This is a genomic window from Leadbetterella sp. DM7 (genome assembly GCF_040829825.2).
Lineage (GTDB): Bacteria > Bacteroidota > Bacteroidia > Cytophagales > Spirosomataceae > Leadbetterella.
Genome location: NZ_JBFOLH020000020.1, coordinates 1 through 26,235 on the forward strand (window position 1 = coordinate 1; position 26,235 = coordinate 26,235).

The 26,235-nt window shown below is 39.0% G+C and carries 22 protein-coding genes; 17 read left to right on the forward strand and 5 right to left on the reverse strand.

The annotated features are described in order from the left end of the window. Nucleotides 1-111: 111 nt before the first annotated feature. The gene (locus tag AB2U10_RS17295; RefSeq protein ID WP_367916250.1) at nucleotides 112-1,125 is read right to left on the reverse strand and encodes a sensor histidine kinase; all 1,014 of its coding nucleotides are present in this window, start codon (nucleotides 1,123-1,125) and stop codon (nucleotides 112-114) included. 18 nt (nucleotides 1,126-1,143) lie between these two features. Continuing rightward, a complete protein-coding gene (locus tag AB2U10_RS17300) occupies nucleotides 1,144-1,671 on the reverse strand; it encodes a CE1 family esterase (RefSeq protein WP_367916310.1) in 528 nt (175 codons plus the stop codon). Nucleotides 1,672-1,885: 214 nt separating this feature from the next. Between AB2U10_RS17300 and AB2U10_RS17305 the strand changes: the two genes are divergently transcribed. The 12 genes from AB2U10_RS17305 (at nucleotide 1,886) to AB2U10_RS17360 (ending at nucleotide 11,142) form a co-directional block, all read left to right on the forward strand. Continuing rightward, nucleotides 1,886-3,103, forward strand: a complete 1,218-nt coding sequence (locus AB2U10_RS17305) for a tyrosine-type recombinase/integrase (RefSeq protein ID WP_367916251.1) — start codon at nucleotides 1,886-1,888, stop codon at nucleotides 3,101-3,103. 49 nt (nucleotides 3,104-3,152) lie between these two features. Then, on the forward strand, nucleotides 3,153-4,256 hold the full coding sequence (locus AB2U10_RS17310; protein WP_367916252.1) for a PDDEXK nuclease domain-containing protein: 1,104 nt from the start codon (nucleotides 3,153-3,155) through the stop codon (nucleotides 4,254-4,256). Beyond that, nucleotides 4,243-4,824: a Crp/Fnr family transcriptional regulator gene (locus AB2U10_RS17315; RefSeq protein ID WP_367916253.1), complete on the forward strand. Its 582-nt coding sequence runs from the start codon at nucleotides 4,243-4,245 to the stop codon at nucleotides 4,822-4,824. Before AB2U10_RS17310 ends, AB2U10_RS17315 begins: the two co-directional genes overlap by 14 nt. A 79-nt stretch (nucleotides 4,825-4,903) precedes the next feature. Then, complete coding sequence (locus AB2U10_RS17320) at nucleotides 4,904-5,560, forward strand: hypothetical protein (RefSeq protein ID WP_367916254.1); 657 nt, start codon at nucleotides 4,904-4,906, stop codon at nucleotides 5,558-5,560. Between the two features lie 7 nt (nucleotides 5,561-5,567). Further along, nucleotides 5,568-6,155, forward strand: a complete 588-nt coding sequence (locus AB2U10_RS17325) for an NAD(P)H-dependent oxidoreductase (protein ID WP_367916255.1) — start codon at nucleotides 5,568-5,570, stop codon at nucleotides 6,153-6,155. After that, nucleotides 6,152-6,598 carry a DUF417 family protein gene (locus tag AB2U10_RS17330; RefSeq protein ID WP_367916256.1) on the forward strand — a complete coding sequence of 149 codons (447 nt, stop codon included), beginning with the start codon at nucleotides 6,152-6,154 and terminating at the stop codon, nucleotides 6,596-6,598. Before AB2U10_RS17325 ends, AB2U10_RS17330 begins: the two co-directional genes overlap by 4 nt. A 5-nt stretch (nucleotides 6,599-6,603) precedes the next feature. Beyond that, a complete protein-coding gene (locus AB2U10_RS17335) occupies nucleotides 6,604-7,311 on the forward strand; it encodes a type 1 glutamine amidotransferase domain-containing protein (protein ID WP_367916257.1) in 708 nt (235 codons plus the stop codon). 16 nt (nucleotides 7,312-7,327) lie between these two features. Further along, nucleotides 7,328-8,119 carry an alpha/beta hydrolase gene (locus tag AB2U10_RS17340; protein WP_367916258.1) on the forward strand — a complete coding sequence of 264 codons (792 nt, stop codon included), beginning with the start codon at nucleotides 7,328-7,330 and terminating at the stop codon, nucleotides 8,117-8,119. Between the two features lie 39 nt (nucleotides 8,120-8,158). Further along, nucleotides 8,159-8,263 carry a YdeI/OmpD-associated family protein gene (locus AB2U10_RS17345; protein ID WP_367916259.1) on the forward strand — a complete coding sequence of 35 codons (105 nt, stop codon included), beginning with the start codon at nucleotides 8,159-8,161 and terminating at the stop codon, nucleotides 8,261-8,263. Between the two features lie 81 nt (nucleotides 8,264-8,344). Continuing rightward, nucleotides 8,345-9,259, forward strand: coding sequence for a hypothetical protein (locus AB2U10_RS17350; RefSeq protein WP_367916260.1), 915 nt, complete (start codon nucleotides 8,345-8,347; stop codon nucleotides 9,257-9,259). A gap of 89 nt (nucleotides 9,260-9,348) precedes the next feature. Then, nucleotides 9,349-9,630 carry a helix-turn-helix domain-containing protein gene (locus AB2U10_RS17355; RefSeq protein ID WP_367916261.1) on the forward strand — a complete coding sequence of 94 codons (282 nt, stop codon included), beginning with the start codon at nucleotides 9,349-9,351 and terminating at the stop codon, nucleotides 9,628-9,630. Nucleotides 9,631-9,669: 39 nt separating this feature from the next. Beyond that, nucleotides 9,670-11,142, forward strand: coding sequence for a BT4734/BF3469 family protein (locus tag AB2U10_RS17360; protein WP_367916262.1), 1,473 nt, complete (start codon nucleotides 9,670-9,672; stop codon nucleotides 11,140-11,142). Between the two features lie 535 nt (nucleotides 11,143-11,677). Here AB2U10_RS17360 and AB2U10_RS17365 read toward each other — a convergent pair. Genes AB2U10_RS17365 through AB2U10_RS17375 form a run of 3 tightly spaced genes read right to left on the reverse strand, consistent with a single transcriptional unit; the run spans nucleotide 11,678 to nucleotide 13,321 of the window. Then, nucleotides 11,678-11,851 carry a hypothetical protein gene (locus AB2U10_RS17365; protein ID WP_367916263.1) on the reverse strand — a complete coding sequence of 58 codons (174 nt, stop codon included), beginning with the start codon at nucleotides 11,849-11,851 and terminating at the stop codon, nucleotides 11,678-11,680. A gap of 22 nt (nucleotides 11,852-11,873) precedes the next feature. Then, the gene (locus tag AB2U10_RS17370) at nucleotides 11,874-12,893 is read right to left on the reverse strand and encodes a recombinase family protein (RefSeq protein ID WP_367916264.1); all 1,020 of its coding nucleotides are present in this window, start codon (nucleotides 12,891-12,893) and stop codon (nucleotides 11,874-11,876) included. 14 nt (nucleotides 12,894-12,907) lie between these two features. Continuing rightward, nucleotides 12,908-13,321, reverse strand: coding sequence for a recombinase family protein (locus AB2U10_RS17375; RefSeq protein WP_367916265.1), 414 nt, complete (start codon nucleotides 13,319-13,321; stop codon nucleotides 12,908-12,910). 180 nt (nucleotides 13,322-13,501) lie between these two features. On the opposite strand from AB2U10_RS17375, the gene AB2U10_RS17380 reads away from it, so the two are divergent. The 5 genes from AB2U10_RS17380 to AB2U10_RS17400 are packed head-to-tail and all read left to right on the forward strand — an operon-like array spanning nucleotide 13,502 to nucleotide 26,234. Beyond that, nucleotides 13,502-13,825: a helix-turn-helix domain-containing protein gene (locus AB2U10_RS17380; protein WP_367916266.1), complete on the forward strand. Its 324-nt coding sequence runs from the start codon at nucleotides 13,502-13,504 to the stop codon at nucleotides 13,823-13,825. Nucleotides 13,826-13,831: 6 nt separating this feature from the next. Continuing rightward, nucleotides 13,832-19,099 carry a DEAD/DEAH box helicase gene (locus tag AB2U10_RS17385; protein WP_367916267.1) on the forward strand — a complete coding sequence of 1,756 codons (5,268 nt, stop codon included), beginning with the start codon at nucleotides 13,832-13,834 and terminating at the stop codon, nucleotides 19,097-19,099. Next, a complete protein-coding gene (locus AB2U10_RS17390; protein ID WP_367916268.1) occupies nucleotides 19,096-19,494 on the forward strand; it encodes a type II toxin-antitoxin system death-on-curing family toxin in 399 nt (132 codons plus the stop codon). Before AB2U10_RS17385 ends, AB2U10_RS17390 begins: the two co-directional genes overlap by 4 nt. Next, a complete protein-coding gene (locus AB2U10_RS17395; protein ID WP_367916269.1) occupies nucleotides 19,494-22,349 on the forward strand; it encodes a DUF8741 domain-containing protein in 2,856 nt (951 codons plus the stop codon). Before AB2U10_RS17390 ends, AB2U10_RS17395 begins: the two co-directional genes overlap by 1 nt. A 6-nt stretch (nucleotides 22,350-22,355) precedes the next feature. Beyond that, complete coding sequence (locus tag AB2U10_RS17400) at nucleotides 22,356-26,234, forward strand: Eco57I restriction-modification methylase domain-containing protein (RefSeq protein ID WP_367916270.1); 3,879 nt, start codon at nucleotides 22,356-22,358, stop codon at nucleotides 26,232-26,234. Nucleotide 26,235 lies beyond the last annotated feature (1 nt).

Consider the following 26,235-nt stretch of genomic DNA (forward strand, 5'->3'; position numbering starts at 1 on the left):
TTTATTAACTCATTTCGATTTCGGGGGTTAAATAACCCCCTTTCTATTATGTATTAAATTTAAGCATTTTATACATTATAACCTAATATGCTTCAATGCTTTTTTCCTTAACTAAATGGCATTGATACTAATTTCTTTATTACAAAGAAACAAATACCGCTGGTTAAGGTTGTACAACCCTGTGCCGGTAGATGGCTCTTTTTTCTTTTTATTCTGCATTCGATTGTTTACACACACCTGATTATTTGTTACCTCTATAGTTATTTGCAAAGGCTGTTTGTTTGAAACGATATTGTGTTTTATTGCATTTTCTACTAATAATTGCAAAGACATTGGCGGTAAAAGAAAATGTGCATAGTGATTATCATTGTTGATATCTACTTGCAAACTGCCTGTGTGGCGTTCATTCATCATTTTAATATATGCTGCCAATACTTCCATTTCTTCTTGCAAGGTGATAAGCGGCTTTTTAAAACTACCCAAAATATGACGATAGACAGTGGACATATTATTCACAAATACTCTTGCACCTTCCGGATTTACGGCAATCATTGACTGAATCGTGTTGAGAGAATTAAAAAGAAAATGTGGGTTAATTTGATTTTTTAATGTTTCGTAAGTAGCCTCTGCATTCAATTTTTGTAATGATTCGTTTCGTAAGCGTATTTCCTGATTTTTAATTATCAGCATATATATTTCCGCAACAAGAATGCAGAGTAAAACTTCAAGGGTGAAAGTGATATTAAAAATAAAATTGTAAAATTTTGCATTTGCTGCCACACTTGGAATATGCAGGTTCAAACACAAAATGATATAATGTAAGCCGTAGGATAGAAGGATATTTATTAAAAGCCGTTGATAGAATTTATTAAAATCAAGCTTAACGTTTTGGAAAGCAACCCTGAAGCGTAAGGTGTTAATCCATAGAAATATAAGAGCTATGCAGTAGGTGTAAACAAATTTTAAAATAAAGTCCAATCCATTGGCTCCAATAGCATATTCATTACCGCCTCCACTATTTTTCACATACAACAATACGATAAACCGGGGCAACGCCAATAGAAGTGAAATCCCCAACGCACTTAATAGCAGTATTCTTGTTTTTTGTTGCTGCAAATTCATCATAAAACATCCACTTCAAATTTAAGGCAAAGAGTACTGTTGGAAAAAATTCCAAATCACATCATTGGCATTTAGTGCCGTGGATGGTGCATCACCAATTGCCCTTTGCTTAGTTGAACCAGGCCACGAGTGTCCGCCATCGTGGGTAAGATACAGCGTTACCATTGTTGTTCCGCGTGAATTTTTCCAAGAGCATTTTTCATAGTTTGCATAGTTTTCAGTTATTGTTTCAGTATTACAATCGTTCCTTTGTAACCAATAGTTTATACCTTCTTCAGCCGGAGGAAAATCAACACCACCGATTCCGATACCGCCGTTAAACGGAACTTTTGTATCCATCAGAGAGTGAATGTGCAAAATGGGAACTTCTCCCACTTGATTTGGATTTTTTTCGTAAAACATAGTACCACTTACAATACCCACTGCTGCAATTTTATCCGGCATTTCGGCAGCCAGCCTATACGCCATCATTCCACCGTTTGACATGCCGGCAATGTATATTCTTTTTGCATTTACATTATAGTTATACGCAATATAAAATCTTAAAATCCCTTTTGCACTTAAATATACTGTAAATTAAGTAGTTATGAATTTTAGTAATGCAGATTGAAGCAAGAAAAAGCAAGGAAATACTTATTTTGTTGTACTAAAAGTTGTACCTTTGTATTAGATTGCACCGCTTTGAAAAGGCTGATTTATAAAGGGTTTCATCGGTTTGCTTTCGTTTACAAAGATAGTGTTTAATCCTTTTTAGTGCAAAATTATGGCTTCAATTAAATTAGTTCTGCGTACACAACAGGCAGATGCAACAGGAAAAGCCCCTATTTACATAAGGTTGATTAAAGACCGCAAAGCTAAATTTGTGGCAACAGGCGTTAAGGCAAAACCCACAGAATGGGACGAGGGAAAACAGAAGCTCAAAAAAAACTACCTCAACAGTGCAAGAATGAACGCCTTTTTATCTCAAAAGGTAGCCGATGCAGAAGCACAGGTAGCAGACCACGAAAGAACCAAAAAATCAGTTTCAGCCCGAAAGCTCAAAGAAGCCATTAAGGGAAAAGCAGACCCGAATTTCTTTGAGTATTGCGATAACCGTTTAGAAAAACTCAAAGGGTTGGTTTCCTATCGTACTACGGTTATTTACGAGGGCTATATAAAGAAGTTTGAAAAGTTTTTGGGTTATCGGGATTTTTATTTCTCTGATATTAACGTAGGGATTTTAACCGATTATGCCACCTACTGCAAAAAGAAATTAAAGAACAGCAACACTACTGTATTTACATCAATTCGGGTATTGAGTTTCTTTTATAATGATGCAATGGAAGAAGAATTGATACCGTTGGTTGCTTCGCCATTCTATAAAGTGGACGTACAGAAAAATAATGTGCAACGGTTATTCCTCAACAAAAAGCAGATTGAAGAATTAGAAAACTTGGATTTGAGCCAACGACCAAAAACCATAGTTCACAGGGATATGTTTTTATTCAGTGTGTTTGGCGGTGGGTTGCGTATCAGTGATGTAATGCTATTGCAGTGGAAATGCTACGATGAAGAAACCCAAAAGATTACAAAAGTTATTCAGAAAACACAGAAACAACACGCTTTCAGATTAGGTGCTAAATCCATTGCCATACTCAACAAATACAAACCGAAAACAATAGACCCCGAAGCCTTTATATTTCCTGTATTAGAAAACCCCCAAAGGATTTTTACCGATGCCAAATACAAAACTGAAAGGATAGCAAACAAAGTTCATTTAGGCGATATTCATTTGCGTAAAATGGGTAAGGAAATAAATTTGCCGTTTAATCTTCATTTTCATTTAAGCCGTCATACATTCGCTACAAATGCGTTAAATAATGGTATGCGTATAGAACACGTTAGCAAATTACTTGACCACGCTACCATACAGCAAACACAGGTTTATGCAAAAATCGTTAGTGAGGAGTTGGATAACGCAGTAGATAAATACATCAATTAAAACGGCACAGGTATATTTATTTCTAACTTTGTAGCATAGAATTTTTAATATGGACAACCGTTTTTCCGACATCATAAATCTAATACAGCAAGCCCGAAACAATGCCGTTCGTGCTGTCAATACCGAACTGATAAACCTTTATTGGAATGTTGGGGCATACATCAAACAAAAATTATCCGTTGCCGATTGGGGCGATAAAGCGGTTGATGAATTGGCGTTGTTCATTCAGCGAAACAATCCCGAATTAAAAGGGTTTAGCCGTGCAGGGCTTTACAGAATGGTACAGTTTTATGAAACTTATACCCAAACCAAATTTGTCGCACCAATGGTGCGACAAATACAAAACAATGAAAATCAATCAGATGAAATTGTATCACCAACGGTGCGACAATTTCAATTTCAACCGCAAGACATAAAAAATACGCTTTTAGCAGAATTGAGTTGGACACATCATCTTACAATCTTTTCACGCTGTAAAACCGAAGAAGAACGAGAGTTTTATTTGCGTATGGCTATCAAAGAAAAATACACCAAACGAGAGCTTGACCGTCAAATTTCCGCAAGTCTTTTTGAGCGGGTTATGTTGGGCAATGCAAAAATCTCATCATTGCCGAGAGAATTAAATACCGATATAACCAATCCTTTCAAAGATAGTTATGTTTTTGAGTTCTTAAACCTGCCCGAACCACACAGCGAAAGCGATTTACAAAAGGGCTTAATCAAACAGATGAAAAACTTTATCCTTGAATTGGGCAGGGATTTTATTTTTATTGATGAAGAATATAAAGTACAGGTAGGCAATAGGGATTTCTACATTGATTTGCTGTTTTATCATCGTGATTTGCAATGCTTGGTAGCCTTTGAACTAAAAGCTGATGAATTTCAGCCCGAACATTTGGGGCAACTCAATTTCTATTTAGAAGCGTTAGACCGTAATGCAAAGAAGAAACACGAAAACCCAAGCATTGGTGTTTTACTTTGCAAAGACAAAGAAAACGAAGTGGTAGAATATGCGTTAAGCCGTTCCCTTTCCCCTGCATTGGTTTCCGAGTATCAAACACAACTGCCCGACAAGAAATTACTGCAACAGAAATTACACGAAATTTTTGAAAATAGCGATACAGAACAACAAACAAACAATGAGCAATTTTAAAATATTCAAAGATTACCTAAAAAATGTTTCTTTCCTTACTGAAAAGGATTGTTCATTATTTGAGCCTTATCTGAAAACAAAAAACTGCAAAGCGAAAGATTATTTTTTAGGCGAAGGAAAAATTTGTCAGGAAATCGGGTTTGTAAACAAAGGCTGTTTCAGAACGTATTATCTTGCAGACGGAAAGGAAATCAATACACATTTCACATTTGAAAATGAGTTTGTAACTGACTACGACAGTTTTTTGCAACAGAAACCAAGTAAATATTTTATTCAAGCGTTAGAAGATACTGAAATTGTAACATTCAATTTATCGGCTCTGCAAAACGCCTACAATCAATCGCATAATTGGGAACGATTTGGCAGAATAATTTCTGAACAATCCTACAAACTGACAACCCAACGAGTAGAAAGTTTTTTATTCTTAGACGGAGAGCAACGTTACCTTGACTTGCTTAAAAATCAATCACACATTTTCGACAGAATACCACTTTATCACATCGCTTCTTATTTAGGGCTTGAACGTGAAAGTTTGAGCCGATTACGAAAAAAAATTGCTCATCAGTAACGATTGTAACATTTGTTAATTTTCATCTCAATCTTCTTGCTGAATTTTGCAGCGTTAAAAATCACAATTAAAAAAGAAGATGAAAAAAACATTTTTTGTATTAAGTACCATTGCATTGATGAGTGCTTGCAGTTCAGTTAAAAAAACGGCAATCGTTCCAACCACGTCAAAGTCAGATTTTGAAGACACTTACACCATTATTTGGAATGGTAAAAGTGAGGCATATCGCTATATTGACGGAGAATACAAGAGAGATGAAACTTACGATTACGTTTTTAATGTAGTTCAAAAAAGGTACGACAATGTTTGGAAATCAACCAAAACATTGCACCGCAATCACCCCGATTATGATTTTAGAGGCGGGCAAAGAAGTCAGACAATGTACTTTCAGCTTAACTACGCTATGAATGACGATAACTTGAGTTCTACATTAAACAGTTCGTTGGGTAGCGGAAAAGGTACTTCCGATATTGAATTTAGAAATCAAACTTTAATCATTCAGTTGGACACCGACAATCCTTATTACAACATCAGTAAATACACACCATTCAACAGAATGAAAATTACACAGCAATATAAATACGAAGAAGGCTTATTGCTTGAAATTGTTGAACTGTACAAAGAAGATAAAAACGGAAAAGTAACACCATTCTCAAAAATGGAAGAAACGGCTGTTTTTTACATAAAAGGAAAATTAGACAAAGCACCAACAATATTTAATTATGTACGAGAATAACAGACAGATGAAAAATATTTTAATAATAAACGGACACCCCAACACCGAGAGTTTTAATTATGCTTTACACAAAGCCTATAAAAACGGAGTATTGGCAAAAGGCAAATACAACATTGACGAAATAAATGTTGCAGAGTTGGAATTTAACCTCAATTTAAGCAAAGGTTACAGCACAGGCGTAACAATGGAAGCCGGCCTGATAAAAGCACAGGAAAAAATAAAAAATGCAGACCATATAGTTTGGATTTATCCGCTTTGGTGGGGAATGATGCCCGCCATTCTCAAAGGATTTATTGACCGTGTTTTTGTTCCGGGATTTGCTTTTAAATATCACAACAACAGTAGCAAGTGGGACAAATTGTTGAAAGGAAAAACTACTGAAATTATTTGCACATTGGATTACCCTGTTTTTGTGTTTAAATACTTTTTTGGCGAGGGCGGTGTAAAAGTAATGCGAAAAATGGTGCTTGATTTTTGCGGTTTAAAAACTACAAAAACCACTTACATCGGGCAAATTAAACCCTCAACACCCGAACAAAGAAAAGTTTGGTTGAATAAAGTTGAACAAATCGGTAAAAAATATAAGGAAAAATGAAAAATATAGACTTACAAAAAATTGGGTATCAAATAAGTGTATTCGGTGTTTCTGTTATACTAATTTGGATTGGTACTTTTAAATTTACCCCAACAGAAGCAAAATTGATTGAACCCTTAGTCAGCAATAGTTTTATGATGAGTTGGCTTTATAATTTCTTATCACTGCAAGGTGTTTCCAATCTAATTGGAACAGTCGAAATTATAACCGCTATTTCTCTTCTTTTACATTTCGTTTGGAAAAAAGCGGGAATACTCGGTGGCATTTTATCAATACTGACATTTTTAGCCACAATCAGCTTCTTGTTTACAACACCTAATGTTTGTAAAACAATAGATGGAATACCAATAACCGATTTTTTCATTCTGAAAGATATTATGGCATTGGGAATTTCGATAATGGTTTTAGGTAAATGTATGAACGAAACAATCAATAAATCTTAAACTTGATGAGAAAGAAAAAAATATTGGCAGTTGCTACAAACAGCAATAACGCAATAGGCAAAGGAAAACCAACAGGCTTGTGGCTTTCGGAACTAACTCACTTTGTTGATATAGTAATGCAGGCAGGCTATGAAGTGGACATAGCAAGCCCTTCGGGTGGAAAAATCCCTTTAGATATTGTACGGCACTCGCTTGACAAGCAACTGAAAGATAAATCAAATGCAATGTTTATGCGTATTCCACGTTTAAAACAAGCCTTAGAAAACTCATTGGCTATAAGTAAAATTAACGTGGCAGATTACCAAGCCATTTATCTTGCAGGTGGACACGGTGCAATGTTCGATTTTCGTCAGTCGGAAGCACTACAAAATAAACTCACCGATTTTTATTCGTCAGACAAAATTCTTTCAGGTGTTTGTCACGGTGTAGCAGGTTTTATTGATACGAAAGACCAATCGGGAAACCGTATTGTAAAAAATAAAAAGATAACAGGCTTCTCAAATTTTGAAGACAAATTAGCAGAAGCGATTGAGCATTTACCCTTTTTGTTGGAAACCGATTTGAAAAACGCAGGAGCGATTTATCGAAAAAATTTAATTCCGTTCACATCAAGAATTGAAACAGAACATAATTTTATTACAGGGCAAAATCCCGCTTCGGCTAAAGCGGTTGGCAAGGCAGTGGTAAAAATGTTACAGGCAAACAAAAAATAGTACGGATAACTATCAAATGGAAACTAAAATAATAAGCAGTACAATAGTCTTTATTCACGGACTTTTTATGAACCCCACAAGTTGGGACAATTGGATAAAATATTTTGAAGCACAAGGCTATAAATGTTATGCCCCCGCATATCCTTTTCACGAAGGAAATCCTGCCGACTTGCGGAATAACATTAACCCTGCATTGGGCAATTTAACTTTCGGACAAGTGATAGACAGCCTTTCGGTATTCATTGACAATTTACCCGAAAAACCAATTCTCATAGGTCATTCAATGGGCGGTCTTGCAGTTCAAAAACTCATTGAATTGAATAAAGGAGTTGCGGGAATTTGTATTGACGCTGCACCGCCAAAAGGAATTTTTAGTTTCAAATGGAGTTTCTTAAAAGCAAATTTACCGACAATAAATCCGTTAAAAGCAAATTCGGTTTGTGTTCCAAGCGGAAAATGGTTTCATTATGCTTTTTGCAACACAATGACATTAGAACAAACACAAATTGAATACAACAATTTTGTAGTTCCCGAAAGCAGAAACATACCGAGAAGCAGTACAAAAAATGAAGGTAAAATTGATTTCAAGAAACCGCATAATCCTTTACTTTTTATAGCGGGTGAAAAAGACAACATTATTCCCGCTTCTTTAAACCGAAAAAACTTTAACGCATACAAAGACCCAAACAGCAAAAGAGATTTTAAAGAATTTCCCAACCGAACACACTACATCTGCGGACAAGAAAATTGGCAGGAAGTAGCCGATTATACTTCAAATTGGTTAAACAGTATTAATAAAAACAAATAAAAAAAATGGCAAGTACATCAGAAACAGGACACGCAAAAAATGTTGCAATGGATTGTGCTTGCTAAACGAACCGAAACCCGACAAAAACGCATAGATGAAATTGCCGAACTTGCAGGACAAAAGAAGAAACTAAAACAATTTTGACGAAAGAAAAACGGCTATTAACATCGGTTTTGTGTAATGGCGGATAAGTGCTTCATATGAAATAAAAATTCTATCAGATAAATGCCTATGCCATTAAAATATCAAATAAAGCAAACCGTTCAATTTCCCGAACTTACGACTATTCCCAAAGAGCAGTCCGAAAATGCTTTGTTTGATATATTGGCAGAAGATGTAAATGATAATGACAGCTATTGCCAAACATTGATACACAAAATTCTCAAATTACCTTATGCAAAGTTGCCCGATTTCTTTTCACACCATTGCGTATTTGTTGCCGACCCTATAAAATGGCTTAATAAATTTGAAAAGCTAATATCCGATAATGAAGAAATATTCAACAGTTCAGCCAATCAGGGACGAATGATAAAATGCTATACCATTATTGAAAGCAAGCGAAAGGAAATAGAATTGACAGGCTACAAACATACCGTTGCAAACTTGCCGATGCAATATGTAAATGCCGAATGTGAGGTAAGATACTTTTCATTTAAAGAAACCAAAAACAGAGTGGACGAATTACAAGACTATACACAAAAAATAATGTTCCTTACCAAAGAAAAATTTGATTACGAACAGGCAAGTATAGACTTCATAAATCCCAAGCTACCCGATTATTCCCTACAATGTCAAAAGGAAATAGACCAGATACAGCATTTAAACCGTCTAACAAACGAATTTTCTGTTGAGCAAATGAACAAGAATAAAAACGGTATGCCATTCAACAAGCTCAAAATAAATTGCAACATCAATCAGTTAGTAGATATATTTTACCAACTGCACAGGGAATTATTTACAGACGGAAAACCAATCATTGACGGAAACATAAACGATATTGTTGCAGTCATTGTAAATTCATTCACAGATAAGGACGGCAGGGAATCAAGTCCCGAAACAGTCAAAACAATGCTTACACCGTCAAAGTCAGATAAACGCCCCAAACCCCACAAAAGAATAGACATTGATAAAATGCTGTAAATAAACTTTGTCCCGAAAGACCAAGTACGGACAAATAGACTTTTTTATGTTGCTGTCCTTTGCTTCCATAATCATAAAATTATTTGAAAATGGAAGCAATTATTTTAAGCAAAGACCAATACACAGAATTGGTAGCAAGGTTGGACGAAATCACAACACGTCTTAATGCAAAGAACGAACCCAAAAAGGACACGTTTTTAGACAATCAGGAGTTTTTACAACTGATGAAAATCTCAAAACGTACAGCCCAAACGTGGCGTGATGAGGGGCGTATTTCATTCTCACAGGTAGGCAACAAAATTTATTACAAGCTGTCAGACGTTGAAAAACTGTTGCAGGAACATTACAACAAAGCATTTGCTAAAAAGTAATGCAGGTAAGAGTTTCAGAACAATTAAAAACGTTTGATTATGGTAGTAAGTATTTTTAAAAACTTCAATGAAGTAGTGCAGAACAGCAAAGTAATTGAAGTATTGAACGACATCAAAACAGGTAAGTATATCAACGTGATAACTTATTTAAGAAAGTCGCTTGCAGAGAGCAAAATGGAAGCATACGAAAGGGCAAAGAAATCTTTGCCCGCTTTCACGCCTTCGGCTTCCTTTAAAGGCGGTAGAAAGTTAGAGTTTGTTACTGCATATACTCAAATTGTGGTATTGGATATTGATAAACTTTCCAAAGAACAGCTTACCAATGCTAAAGCGTTGGCACAGGAAACCCCCTACACCTATTCGGCTTTTATAAGTCCATCGGGAAACGGTTTAAAAATCTTTGTTCGTGTAAATTCAGCACAGGAAAACCACAAAGAAGCATTTATAACACTGCAAAAATTCTATGAAGAATTTTTAGGCTTGCCTATTGACAAATCAGGCAAAGACGTTACACGCCTTTGCTTTGTGTCTTACGACACCGATTTGTATCTGAATGAAAATGCAACGGTTTATCCTGTAATTTCTACGGAAGATTTAACGCCTTACATAGAGCAATCAAAAGAAGTAGCACAGGAACATACAACCATTGCAAGCAATGGTTTACCTGTTCAAAATTTCACAAGCGATTATTTGGCAACATATGAGCATTGCGTAAGATTTACCGAGAAAAAAGAAAGCTATGTAAATGGTAATAGAAACAACTTTGTGCATTTATTGGCTTGCAACCTTAACCGTAAAGGAGTGCCATTGCCTACGGCAATGGGCTATATTCTTTCTGATTATAATTATGATGCAAAGGAATTAGCAACAACGGTAAACAGTGCTTACAACAACACCCACGAACACAACAAAAGCACTTTATCCATTTCGCCAAATGGCGAAATTTCCGAGCAATCCAAGAGCAATAAATTATCTGAAGAAGATACAGACGAAGAAGAAGAAAAGCCGAGCTTCATTGATAGGTTAGAGAACTTTTTAAACTATCGTTATAGCTTTCGCTATAACGTAGTTTCGGGAAAATTGGAGTACAAGGCTACCAAAGCTACGCTTTGGAAACCTGTAACGGATTTCGTTGAAAACTCAATCCTACGTGAGATAATGAAAGCAAAAGTAAAGTGCAACATCAATACACTACGCAATTTGTTACGTTCCGATTACTGCGAACAATTCGACCCATTCAAAGACTATTTTGATAACCTGTTATCTAATGAAGATGAAACGGACTACATCACAGAGCTTGCCAATACCATAACCACCACAAGGCAGGATTTATGGCAGGTATGTTTTAAAAAATGGTTTGTCGCAATGGTGGCGTGTGTAACCAATGATAAAGCAATCAATCAGACCGTAATTGTATTTAGTGGCAAACAAGGTGTAGGAAAAACAACGTGGATAGAAAAGCTAATCCCGAAGCCTTTTGCATATTCCGGAGACGTTGACCCCTCATTATGAAACTTGAAAAACCACAGGAAATATGAGTACAACCAGTTTATTAACATAAAACAGATAGTGTAAGGTGAACTGTGTCATAGTTATTTTACCTTGGCTATAACCTAAATCTCTTCAAGCCTGCATGGTGTTCGGTTAGAGTACCTTGTTGCTCAATTATAGGTGCCATTTTAAATGCATCCTGTTTTTTGAAGAAAGAAGTTATTTTTATTTTATTATCAGTATTTTACAAGTTTCAAAAGTTCGAAATTCGTACAAGAAGGGTTCGTGATGAAAAGGTGGTTTCAAGTAAATTTTTAGCCCGCCAAGCTGGCAAGTCGTCTTAAATCCATAAGGAACAAGTTCGAAATTTGTATAGGGAAGTTCACTTAAGGAGACACTATACAGTAGCTGTCTCCTTTTTTGTGCCAATAAAAACCTGTGAACCAGACTGTTATAATCAGGTCAATTGTAGTTCGATTTTTACAACCAATATCTTTAGGTTCTTGTGTAATATTCTCTAAAAAACCAGTCTAAAGACACCTTTACTCTATTTTCTCTAAAGTTCGACTTCTCCTTCGGGTTTCGATGTCTCTTCTTCTCTGTCTTTTTTATGATTTTTTGCCATAAGATACAGGAAGTCCAGTATGACAGCAGCCTCTTCGTCGTTAACCTGAATACCATTTTTGGCTAATATCGCAATTGATTTCTTTACCGAAACCTTTTTTATCAATGAAGTTCATTTTATAACTTTTTCATTTCGTCAATAATATTTTTGCCAGGGCATTATTCAATCCCAAAATATCTCCAGTTTGGAAGTCTACTTTAACAGGTGGAATCAGGTTGATCAGATGCTTTTTATCCGCAATATCCAAGCTTGAGAAGCTTTCAAAGATGTTTGCAGACGAGCTGATTGCCAACTGATTTTGTTTGTCGATTTTCTCTAATTTAATATTGATATCGTTCAACTCTCTTTGCAGACATTTGGAATTGACCAGGTATTCTCTTTTCAACTCGTTATTGTCATCGGCCTTTAGTACATCTGCCACAAATAGCTGCCGCCCCCTGGAAAGATTTGATTCCAGTTCAATCTGTTTTCTAACGACCAGATTGCGATGTTGTAAATACTCTGCTTTTTGTGTGCCTGTATTCCAATCTTCTAAAATACTCTTGAATAAATCCATTACTCCGCTTGAAAGCACCAGTTGCTGAGGTTTACGCTCATAGCATTCATTCAGAAAGCGTGCATTTACCCGTGTCTTACATCTTCCTTGACAATGATAATATGGATATTTCTTTGTTGAGCCGCTGGAAAAACTTGCAGTGAGTTTGTTGTGGCAAAGAGGACACACCAAAATCCCCTTAAAAAAAAACGTTGTCTTTAAATCGTCTGTTTTAGCGGTCACTTGCCTCTTTGTAGTGATAATGCGCCGCACTTCATAAAACAGTGCTTCGGAAATCAATGGTTCGTGAATCCCCTTAACCATATATTGTTCTGCTACCTCAGATTTTATTGGTATAAGACCACAATAAGCAGGATTGCGTATGAGTCTAAAAAAGTAGGAACGTGAACATTTCAAGCCCTTCCCATCAGCCATTTTACGCACCTCCTCTATCGTATGGATATTCTTGGCAAGCTGAAGAAAAGCCCATCTTGTAATATCTGCTTCCGGTTGTTTAGGTACTATGATTTTTTTGCCATCCACTGTTGTCAGGTTGATAAAGCCTAAGGGGGCTTTGCTCGGATATCTGCCCATCTGTTTTGTCCGATGCATTCCATTCGTCGTGTTTAAAGCCCTTCTGCTATTTTCCGCGTCTGGTACGGATAAGTAAACAGCAAGCAGAACCGTACTTTCCGGAATAAATCTATGGACTGGTCAATAGCCATTGCTGTCGTCTTATATTTTCGAAGTATCCCGATCATTTCATAGGCGTATTCAATATTCCGGCTGAATCGATCCCATTTTATAAATAGTATATACTTGTCTTCCTTTGGTGACTTATCCTTAATCGCTGTTATTAACTTTTTCCATTCAGGCCGGTTGAAGGTCTTGGCTGAAAAATCTTCACGATAGGTACCTTTTACTTCAAAGTTGTGATATTCACAATATTTCAATAGTCGGTCCTCGTGCCCTGGTAAGGAGTATCCCTTTCTTTTTTGCTCGTCCGTACTGACACGGATGTATAAATAAGCTGTTTTCATAGGAATAATATGTGTTTGATTTTTAAGATGAACATTTCTTGAAAGTTTTCAGACCTGATAGTTTTTTAGGTATACAACGCTATCGCAACCCTACTCCTTATCTTAGCTATTTTTACCCATCATAACACCCTCAGAAATATCTAACTAATACAGTTCAAATCTAGAAAATATAGGCTAAATTTGACCAAAATAGACAAGTCTATAACAGGCAACATGAGGTCATTTGGTGAAACAGTGCGATCCTTAAGAGAAAAGAAAGAGTTGTTGTTACGACAAGTTGCAGCTGAATTAGAAGTCGATACTTCATTCTTAAGTAAGATGGAGCGTAATGAGAAAAAAGCAAGTAGACAGCAAGTTGGAAAGCTAGCAGAAGTATTAGAAACAAATCAAAATGAACTATTGACATTATGGTTATCTGACAAACTACTTGACATATTGAGTGAAGAGAAAGAAGCGTATAATGTGCTGAAGTTGACTGAACAAAGGTTAAAACAAACTAAGTAAGAAAATATGGATATATTAAACTTTCATAAAAAGCTAATCAATAACTATAAGAGTTATATCCAGAGTTTTCTGAATATAAAAGATCCCTTCATTCGTGAGTTTGTTGATGAGGAAATCAGCAACAAAAAACTATGGCCAGAACCGTTGGTTCAATTCAATCCAACTTTTGAAAAAGGAAGGCTATTATCCGATTTAGTAAGTGAGGGATATCTTCATCCTGAATTGAATAGAATTTTTTCTGGATTCAATTTATATAAGCATCAGGAAGAAGCCATATTATTGGGTTCAACCGGGAGCGAATTCGTGGTAACCTCCGGAACAGGTTCTGGTAAGTCGCTTACCTATATGGCTACAATCTTTAATTATGTATTAAACCAAGGTGAAGCATCCAAGAATAAAATTCAAGCAGTCATAGTGTATCCAATGAATGCCTTAATCAATTCCCAATATAAGGAAATTGAAAAATTCAAAAGTACCTACGAAGAAAAATACAATAAAACATTTCCAATCACATTTGACCAATATACCGGTCAGGAGACCGAAGAGCAAAAGGAACAACTTCGCTTAAACCCGCCTCATATCCTGCTTACCAATTACGTGATGCTGGAATTAATGATGACAAGAAGCGGCAGAGATGTTGAAATAAGACAGAACTTTCTTGAAAATATCAAATACCTGGTTTTTGACGAACTGCACACGTACAGAGGCAGACAAGGATCCGATGTTTCCATACTCATTCGCAGAATCAAATCAGCGGCAAGCAATCCAATAACCTGTATAGGGACTTCTGCTACTATGGTGTCCGGTGATGCCACTACGTTATTGGAACAAAAAGAGAAAGTGGCAGAAGTAGCCTCAACTATTTTTGGAACAGACATCCATTCCAATCAGGTAGTCAATGAATATCTTGTGCGAAGTATCGGAATTGGAAAATCACCATCCCACGCAGATTTAAGGCAAGCTATTGAAAAAGGGATAGCTATCGATGGTAATGCGGACGACTTTGAGAAGCATCCCACAGCAAACTGGATTGAAGAACAAATTGCATTAGAAAATAGAGAAGGAACCTTAATTCGTAGGAAACCGACGGAACTATCGAAGATTGCAGCCCAGTTAGCAAACCTTTCCGGTGTCGACAACCAAACTGCCACCAAACACATAGAAGAACTGCTGGAATGGGCAAACATGCTTAATACGAAGCCGGGCAAAGACAAAAATTACTTACCCTATCGAATTCACCAGTTCATCGCACAAACGGGCTCTGTTTACTCCACTCTCGGTAATCAGCAAACTCGTGAGTTATATTTAGATGCCGGATTGTATGCCGACAGCAAGGAAAATAAATTATATCCGCTGGTGTTTAGTCGAAATTCAGGGCACGAGTTCACTTGTGTAAAACTAAGCTTTAATAATTCCCTGATACAGCCAAGAGAGTTTTATGACATTGTAGATGAAGAAGATGAGGCAAATATAGAAGAAGGATACATTTTTATTCAACACGAGGAAGATGAAGAACCTATATGGGACAGGGAAAGAGATAAACCTGACTTGCCCGAAACCTGGTTTAGCCCAGAAAGAAAAGACGGAACACGAAAGTTGAAATCAGAGCGTGAAGCACGATTACCAAGAAAAATCTATTTCAATAAGAAAGGTGACTTTTCGTTTACAGATCCGATGGACTTTGAAGGTTGGTTCCTGCCCTCACCGCTGATGCTCGATCCGACTTCGGGCACTATCTATGATGCACAAACGGCCGAATGGACAAAAGTAATGAAATTGGGAGGGGAAGGCCGAAGCACTGCCACCACCGTTTTATCTTTTGAAACCATTACCCAGCTTCAGGAATTTGGTGAAGCGCCTAAGAAACAGAAGCTGCTCAGCTTTACTGATAACAGGCAGGATGCATCGCTACAGGCAGGGCATTTCAATGATTTTGTAAAGGTAGGTCAGTTGAGAGCTGCGATTGCAAAAGCCCTCGAAATACATACTACGCTTGATTATACCAATATTGCGGACAGGGTATTTGATTGCTTAAATATCTCTCAGAACCAGTTCGCTAAACAGCCGGCCACTTTTCCCGGACCCAGGAAAGAAAACGAAGATGCGTTTAAGGATTTTATCATGTACCGTCTTCTGCATGATTTAAGAAGAAGCTGGCGCGTAGTCCTGCCCAACCTCGAACAATGTGCATTGTTGACCATCGAATACAAGCACTTAGCTGAATCTGTTCGGGACGAATCCCTTTGGCAGTCCAACGATTTATTAATGGCTATGTCGCCCGATGAAAGAAAAGATTTCTTGCATCAGGTTTTTGACTTTTTTCGTAAGTCTTATGCACTCAGTTTTTCGATGCTCGAACCGGGTGCTATTTCCACCAGCTCCAAGAAAATCAAAGAAAAACTTAAAGTCCCATGGACATTGGATGAAAATGAAAAACTTGAAATTCCCAATTTCATCCGGGTAGAAAGTCTAGCCAGCAACAGCAGAAATATTTATTCAGAAAGTGCAGGTATCCAGAGTGTATTTGGCCGATATATAAAAAGTCAATTCAAGAAATACGGACTGAAAGAACAGTATATCGGCAAGAAAGCCTATAACGAGTTTGTGTATAACCTGTTTGAGTTCCTAGAAAACAGCGGAGGATGGTTAAAAAGTGACATTGCTCGGTCTACAAGCGGTGAACAGGTAAAAATATTCAAACTTAAAGTTGACAACATTTTATGGCATAAAGGAGATGGTCAGACGTTAACCCCTGATTTAATAAAAAATCGCTCCTATAAACCATTAAAGCAGCGACCAAACGAGTACTTTAAACACTTTTATCAAACCAATTTCCATAACATCAAATCCATAGAAGGCAGCGAACATACCGGTCAGATCAACAGTGAGAAAAGAAAGCAACGGGAAGAAGAATTCAGAGACGGAAAGATCAGTGCCTTGTTTTGCTCCCCAACCATGGAATTGGGTATTGACATATCCGACCTTTCCATTGTACATATGCGAAATGTACCTCCTTCGCCCGCAAACTATGCACAACGAAGCGGCCGGGCCGGCAGAAGCGGGCAGGCTGCACTCGTCTTGGTATATTGCTCAAATTTCAGCGCTCATGATCGCCATTATTTTAAGCATTCCACACAGATGGTTTCCGGTACGGTAACCGCTCCAAGAATTGATTTGATCAATCAGGAACTTTTGCTGAGCCATCTGAATGCATCTATTTTCACCAGGCGCTCCCTGAGTGCGCTCAATAATTCGCTGGGAGAGTTAGTAGATAAAACTGACCTGAACACTCTTCCCCTGAAACAGGAAATCATTGACACCTTAAAGATTAGCGAAGATGAAAAGGCAATCATTCTCAATAATTACAAAAAGGTAATTGAAGACGCATACTTCAAAGATGAATTGGCTCGAAGAAAACCTACCTGGTTTACGGACGACTGGATAAAACAGAATATTGACGACTTCCAATTGTCATTTGACCGATCACTCAATCGCTGGCGAAAACTCTATAAAGCTGCCCAAAACCAAATAAAGGCTGCAACCTCTATTATTGAGAATAGAATATATGCTGACAACCATGAGAAAAAAAGAGAAGCATACAAAAGTTTAAGACAGGCAGAAAGGCAGCGGGATTTATTGTTGAATGAAACCAATGATCCCAGGAAATCCTCAGGTAAAAATAGAGACCAATCTGAATTCTATCCTTACCGCTATTTAGCTGCTGAGGGCTTTTTGCCCGGGTATAATTTCACCCGTTTGCCCGTTCGCTCCTTTATGGAAAGTGAAGACGGTGGCGGTGAATTCATATCAAGACCTCGATTTATAGCACTGAATGAATTTGGTCCAAGAAACGTTATTTATCATGATGGTGCAAAATATCGGATAGACCGCATGATACTGACTGAAGCGGAGCTGAAGTTGGAGAAAGGGAAAATCTCTCCCAAAACAGGCTATTTCCTTTACGACACACAATACGGATATGAAGTTGATCCCATCATCAATGAAACGTTGCAACTGGATACCGCCAAGCATGTACACACCACATTGATCGAAATGGCTGAAACCAGGGCTTATGAGCTGCAACGGATTACCTGCCAGGAAGAGGAACGGAGTAAAAAAGGGTATGATATTCAAACCTATTTTGCCGTGGATGGCGGTTTTGAAAATACCGTCGAAGGTATTGTCAGTGTATCCGATGAAAAATTGCTGCATATCCACTATATGCCTGCCTGCCGTATCTTCAAACTCAATTTGAAATGGCGATCTTCCAGCGAATATGGATTTACCATTAACCTCAACACCGGCTATTGGCAAAGTAAAAAGCAAAAAGATGAAAAAATAGCCAGCGGTGAAGCACAGGACATAAAGGATGTAAAATTATTTACCTCTGATACTGCAAATGCCTTATATATTCAGCCGGTAAAAGCACTCGGCCTCGGTGGCGGAAGCAATGGCGTAATCACCTTGATGTTTGCCATCAAACGTGCCATTGAAAATTATTTCCAGGTAGAATCCAACGAGATAGGGGCAACGATTATGGGCGAAGAAGAAGCACCTAATATTTTGCTGTATGAAGCGGCGGAGGGCAGTTTGGGGGTGCTATCCCAAATCGTCGATAATCCTTCATTTTACAAAGCTATTATGGCAGAAGCCTATGAGCTCTGCTTTTACGTAAACGGTATGGAGGAAGAAGGAGAATTACTTCCTGCAACCTATGATGACTTACTGAGTTATTACAATCAGTATTACCATCAACAAATTGACCGAAACCTGATTAGGGATGCGTTACGAAACCTAAAAAAATCTTCAGTTGAAATTTTAGCTAACAAAGCATTTAGCAGCTATGACCAGCAATACCAGTTCCTCCAGGCATCCAGAGATCCCAATAGCAGCACGGAAGACAAATTCCTGAAATTTCTTTACCAAAAAGGGCTAAAACTCCCGGACGAAGCACAACCCAAAGTGGATAATATGTTTGTACGACCTGACTTTTACTACAAACCTAATGTTTTCATTTTCTGCGATGGGATGCCGCATGATAATACCGATACCCAAAAAGGCGATAGTGAAAAAAGAGCTGCTTTGAAGAATGTCGGATACCAGATTCTGTCATGGTACTACAAGGATTCTTTAGAGGAATTTATAGCCAGACGCCCGGATATCTTTAAAGTGGTCAGGCCTGCCAAATCGCAAGCGTCAGAAGATATTATTGACCAACTATTTGAGGAAGCAAAATCGAGGTATAGCCTGACACTTAAAAAATTGGGAGAATGATGGCAGACTATACATTCCTTGATTTTGATAGAATTGTGAAACTTAACAAGCTTGCTGTAAAAGCATTTGGCGGTTCGGATGGAATAAGAGACAGGGGGCTTATAGAATCTGCCATCAATCAGCCACAAGCAAGTTTCGGGGGTCAATACCTGCATGAGAATAAGTTTCACATGGCTGCCGCTTACTATTACCACATTTCCGAATGCCAGGGATTTTCAGATGGTAACAAAAGAACAGGCTTTTTGGCCCTGTTTGCTTTTTTGAAACTGAATGGTTGTGATCTGACCATCCCGGACGACTACCTCTGGCCGATCCTACTTGAAGTGGCTAATGGACAGAGAGACAAAAGGAATCTGGCTGAATTTTTAACGGAAAACGTAACATGCAAAGACTAATGACAAACTTCGACTATAAACCGGGTAGTTTAGTCACCCTTCGAGACAGACCGTGGGTGGTATTGCCATCTGATGATACCGACTTGCTGCTGTTAAAACCCTTGGGAGGGTCAGATGAAGAAATAACCGGTATATTCCTGCCGGTAGCGGGACCATCCGAAAAACCACAAACGTATAATTTCATCAAGCCATCCGAAAAAGATCTCGGAGATTTTACATCTGCGAAGTTGCTTTACAATGCTGCACGGCTTTCTTTTAGAAATGCTTCCGGGCCTTTTCGTTGTTTGGGCAAGCTCTCTTTCAGACCTCGCTCCTACCAGATGGTGCCGTTGATTATGGCTTTGAAGCAAGAGACTACCCGGTTGCTCATAGCCGACGATGTGGGCGTAGGTAAAACCATCGAAGCCTTATTAATTGCTAAGGAACTTTACGAACGAAAAGAAATCAAACGCTTTGCCGTTGTATGTCTGCCCCATTTATGCGACCAGTGGCAGGATGAGATGAAGAACAAATTCGGAATTGAGGCAGTCATCATCCGTTCGGGAACTGCGACCGCTTTAGAACGACAAATCAGAACCCATGAAAACATTTTCAGGGCATTCCTTTTTCAAATTATTTCGATTGACTACATTAAGTCAGGCAATAAGCGCCAGGTTTTTATTGACCACTGCCCGGAATTGATTATGGTAGACGAAGCGCATACGTGTGCTAAACCTGCGGGAGCCAACAATTCACAACAGCAGCGTTATCATTTACTGCATGATATTTCCAAAAAAATAAACCAACACCTGGTATTGCTCACGGCAACCCCACATAGCGGCAAACAAGCAGAGTTTCAATCCCTGTTGGGATTACTGAAACCCGAGTTTGAGAAAATTGACGTAATTACTTCCTCCGAACAGGAAAGAAAAGAGATGGCCAAACATTTCATTCAAAGACGCCGTGGCGATGTAGTGAAATGGCTAGATGAAGAAACCAAATTTCCCGAAAGAAATTCCATCGACAAAGATTACGAAATCGGGAAAGCTTATGCCGAAGTGTTCAATGATATTTTGGCTTATGCCCGTGAAATGGCGACTCAGAACAGGGATGATGGAAGGAAGCAACGCTACAATTATTGGGATGCGTTGGCATTGTTAAGAGGGGTGATGAGCAGTCCGGCAGCGGGTATTTCCATGCTGACAAAAAAAGCAGAGAAAAAGCGTATCACCGGTGAGGAAGACGGACTTGACGAGCATAATGCGGCGAGCGAAATGGTATTGGACAATGATTATTCCACAGACGATAATCTGCCTTTATCAGTCCTGGGCAAAGCCGCTCCTGTTAAAGATTCGGAATCCAGACGCCTGTTGGCTTATGCCAAAAGAATGGAATCGCTCTATGGTATAGAACAAGATCAAAAAGCCAGGGAGGCCCTGCTACAGGTTAAAACCTATATTGAAAGCGGATACAACCCCATTATTTTCTGTCGTTACATTCAAACGGCCAACTATCTGGGTGAAATTTTCAAAGACAACCTCAAAGGCAGAAACTTCAAGAGCGTGCACATCGAAGTGATCACCAGTGAACTAAACGACGAACTCCGCAGGGAGAAAATTGAGCAGATGAACAAATCGGAAAGACGGTTGCTCATTGCCACCGATTGCCTGAGCGAGGGCATCAACCTGCAGGAAGGGTTCAATGCGCTGTTACATTACGACTTGCCCTGGAATCCCAACCGATTGGAACAGCGGGAAGGTCGAATTGACCGGTTTGGACAACAGTCCGATATTGTGGAAGTGGCCCTCTTATACGGAAGCAATAACCCCATTGACGGTGTGGTACTGGAAGTTTTACTTCGTAAAGCTCGAGAAATAAGGCGTTCTATTGGCATTTCTGTTCCTTTTCCGGAGAATAGTGCTTCGGTAATGGAATCCGTAACCAATGCCATCCTACTGAAACCGTCTGTTTCCGTAAAGCAGGTTACGCATCAGCTTACACTTTTTGAAGCTGAAGAAATTGAAGCTGAGAAAAACCGGGTAGCAAAAGCTTTTGAAGAAGCCGAACAAAGAGAAAAAGCATCCCGAAGTATTTTTGCCCAGAATTCCATAAAAGCGCATGAAATAGAAGCCGATTTGAAAGAAGTAGATGACGCCATTGGCGACGTGAAAGTTGTAGAACAATTTGTTGTAGACTCATTACGCTTTACAGGGATACAGGTTGAAGCCAAAAAGAATGGCTATAAAGTTTATGCAACCAACATTCCGCCACGGCTGCAAAATCTCCTGATGGACAAGAACGATATGCTAATATCGTTCAAATCTCCGACCCCGGCAGGATACAAATACATTGGCCGGAACCACCCGTTTACGGAGCATTTAGCACAATATATGATCAACAATGCATTGAAGGGGAAAAGTAATTGTGCAGCCCGATCAGCCGTAATTCGCACTGCTGACGTCAAACACAAAACTGTTCTGTTTCAATTTCGCGTTCGCAACGTTATTGCAGAGCAACCCAATAACAAGCAGATAGTAGCCGAAGAAATGTGGTTGTGGGGCTATGAAGGCGAAGTAACCCAAAAGAAATTCATCGATAAAGAAACCGCATTCAACCTACTTATGCATACTACACCCTCCCAAAATGTTGAAGAGGGTGAAAAAACGTATTGGTTGAACGAAGAAATGGATTGGGTTCATGATGAAAATAGATTCCGTGAACAAACCGATAAAGTGGCATTAGAAAGAGCAAATCATTTAGTAGAAAGTCATACGCGATTTAAAAAACTGGTAAGTGGTAACAAATACAAGGTAGTAGAGCCCGTTTTACCGATGGATGTGCTAGGCATATACATCTTATTGCCCCAATTAAACTAGAAAACAATGAAATATACTACCATCAATATACAGGGCAATCTGATTTCGGAAGAAATCCTACAAAAGGTAGAATCAGGTGAAGCACAAGGGCAAACGGTGACTGATTTTGGTTTTGAACCCGGCGCCAATATCCGTAGTGAGATAGAGTATGCCTGGAGCCGCATTAAATTAGACTGGAAGCACTTTAGCGAAAAAAGCCAAAACCTGCCCGCAAGCGATCCTTATGGTACTGCGTTGAGCCGCAGGTGGATGGAACAATTTTTGGATTCTTTGGGTTTTCATCACACCCGGCAAAAAAGCAACCTGACCGGCGAAAATAATCAGGGATACCATATAAGCCACACGGCCAGTAACCGAGATGACTTACCGATTCATATCGTAGGATTTATGGAACCGGATAAACCAGATAAAAACACACTGGACATTAAAACGAGCGGGGGCACCAGTCGGCTATCCCCACATGCTACGGTGCAGGAATACCTGAATGTAACCGAGCATTTGTTTGGTATTGCGACCAATGGCCTGCATCTCCGCCTCATCCGTGACAGTGGCCGCCTTATTAAGCTCACCTACTTGGAGTTTGACCTGAAACGGATGCTGGATGAAGACAAATACAGCGAGTTTACGTTACTGTTTCGCCTGCTTCATGCAAGCCGTTTCCCCCACAGCAAATCGGAAGCAGACCAATGCCTGCTCGAAAAATATTATCAGAACAGTATTGATGCGGGCAACCGAATCCGTAACGGGCTGAGCCTTGCGGTAAAAGAATCCTTAGTGGCTCTTGGGAACGGATTGCTCAATCAACCCGAAAACGAAGACCTGCGGGAAGCCTATCGCCGTGGCGAATTATCTGCTTACGAACTAAATCACCAATTGCTACGGCTTATTTACCGTTTGCTTTTCCTGATGGTAACCGAAGAGCGGGGTCTGATTTTTGATACCGGCAATGAATCCGATGAGCAAAGACGTAATAAAGAAATTTATTACCGTTTTTACAGCCTGGCCCGCTTAAGAAAATTATCGGAAAGCCGCTACATATTTGAGCAACAGTACACCGACCTATGGCAAGGTTTGATGCAAACCTTTGGCTTTTTTGAACCCGGCAGTAAGGGCATCAGGTTGGGCATCCATCCGTTGGGCAGCGAATTATTTCAGCATACCGCAATACAACATATCAGCCAATCCTTGGTCAATAATCGCGTATTGCTGGAATGCATCCGTAACCTGAACGAATTTGAAGATATAAAAAAGAACAGGGTGCTTATCAACTTCCGTTCTTTGGATGTTGAGGAGCTCGGATCCATTTACGAGGGATTGTTGGAATTGGCTCCTGTAATTACTACCGGTGATGGACAAGAATACCATTTCACGTACGAAAAGGGAGGTGAACGGAGTACTTCCGGCTCGCATTATACCCCTGAAGATTTAGTGAAACCGCTTATTCAACATTCCCTGGAATACCTGATTGAAGAACGGGTAACACCCTTCTACAGAGGTAAGGCATCTGCAGGTGAAACGACAGAAAAACTCCTGAACCTGAAAGTATGCGATGTAGCCTGCGGCAGTGGACATATTTTGCTGAGTGCTGCCCGGAGGATCGCCCAGGAAGTAGCAAGGGTTGAAACCGGTGAACAGCAACCCAATCCCAACGCCTTCCGCAACGCATTGAAAAGAGTAATCAGCCATTGTATATACGGTGTAGATAAAAACCCGCTGGCTGTAGAACTCTGTAAGGTAGCATTATGGCTGGAAAGTCATAACCCGGGCAAGCCGCTGAACTTTCTGGATCACCACATCAAATGTGGAGATGCCATTGTAGGGCTTGGCCAGCGAAATGAGTTGGAAAACGGGATAGCTGATGAAGCGTTTAAAACGCTGGCAGACGATGATAAAGAGATATCCAAGGCATTTCGTGATAAAAATGTAAAAGAAAGAAAAGCAAGAACTACAGGTGCAGGTCAGCAATTAACATTAGAGCAAGGAGTGGATACTTCTGTTCAGGAAACGATGACTGAATACCAGGCTTTTAATCAACTTCCCGAAACCACGCCCGAAGAAATAGAACGCAAAGTGAAGGCTTATAAAAAATTTATGGATGGCAAGGGTCCTACGTTTCTAAAGGCCATGGCAGATACACAGGAAGCCCAGTTTTTCATTCCTAAAATAGCAGATACCAAAGACTACCTGATGACAGATGCTGACTTTCGGCTTATATTAAGTGGGTATAAAGGATGGCAGGATAGAAAAGTCGCCAAAGCTGCTTCCGTGGCTTTTACGCAAAGATTTTTCCATTGGTTTATTGAGTTTCCTGAAGTTTTTCATGAAGGGGGCTTTGATTGTATATTGGGGAATCCACCCTTTTTAGGTGGACAAAAACTAAGCGGAGCATACGGGCCAAGTTTTCTTGAATATATTAAATATGCCTACAAACCGATCGGAGCAGTTGATTTGGTAACCTATTTCTTTAGGAAAATATTTACTCTTTTGAAACCGGGAGGATTTCAGTCCTTGATTTCGACAAACACCATAGCACAAGGTTCGGCGCGTGAAGGAGGATTAGATGTCATTTGTTCAAATGGCGGTATCATCAACCATGCGGTCAAGTCGATGCGCTGGCCAGGGAAAGCAGCAGTAGAAGTAGCCTTGGTGACTATCCATAAAGGTCCATGGAATAAGGACATCATTCTGGATGCTAAAAAGGTCGATAGAATTACACCTTATTTGGATGATTCCGAGGTGATGGGAAATCCATTTCCTCTGAAGGCGAACTCCAACAAGAGCTTTCAGGGTAGTATCGTATTAGGGAAGGGCTTTGTTTTAACGACCGAGGAGGCCCAAAGGCTTATAAATAAAGATCCCAGGAATAAAGATGTGCTATTTCCATACTTAAACGGCGATGATTTGAACAATGATCCGGAACAAAAACCTTCACGTTGGGTTATTAACTTTTTTGACTGGCCGGAGGAAAAAGCCAGAACTTACCCTGATTGTTTTGCAATTGTAGAGCAATTCGTAAAGCCTGAAAGGCTAGCACAAAACGATAAAGTTGGTAGAGAAAAATGGTGGCGCTTCTTAAGGGCAAGAAATGAATTATACGAGACCATATCAAAGTTAGACCAGGTCATGGTTGTTCCATTAGTTAGCAAATATTCACCTTTTGATTTTGCGCCAACGAACATTGTATATATGCATAAACTAGGAGTGATTGTCTTTAGTGATTTTCATAAATTTGCTGTTCTTTCTAGTTCTTTACATAACATATGGTGCTGGAAGAATTCTTCCACACTAGGGTCAGGGACGTTAAATTACTCAACAACGGATTGTTTTGAAACATACCCTTTCCCAAATGAAGATATTTCAAATAACTTAGATCTACTTGGGAAAGAATATTATACCAAGCGGAAAGCACTAATGGAAAAATCAGGGATTGGATTAACTAAAATGTATAATCAACTTCACAATAACGGTTTGATGACAATTCGTGAGGGAGATGATTTTGACAAAAAGCGGCTTGAGCAACGGCATGGAAAAGGTAGTCTTTTGTGGAAAAATCACTTACAGAATATCCCATCAATAGCTTTTAATGAAACTGTAAGATTGATAGAGGAATTACGAGTAACTAGACGTAAGTTAGATTCAGTTGTTTTGGCAGCTTATGGATGGTCAGATATTCAACTGAGACATGATTTTTATGAATTGGAATACCTCCCGGAAAACGACAGAATTCGCTTTACTATTCACCCTGAGGCACGTAAAGAAATATTAAACCGGCTACTAAAATTAAATCACCAATTGCATACTATTGAAATGTCTGATAAAACCAAGATAGAGAATCATTCTAAACAAAGCAAGTTTAAAAATAATCCATCAAATACGCTGTTTTAAT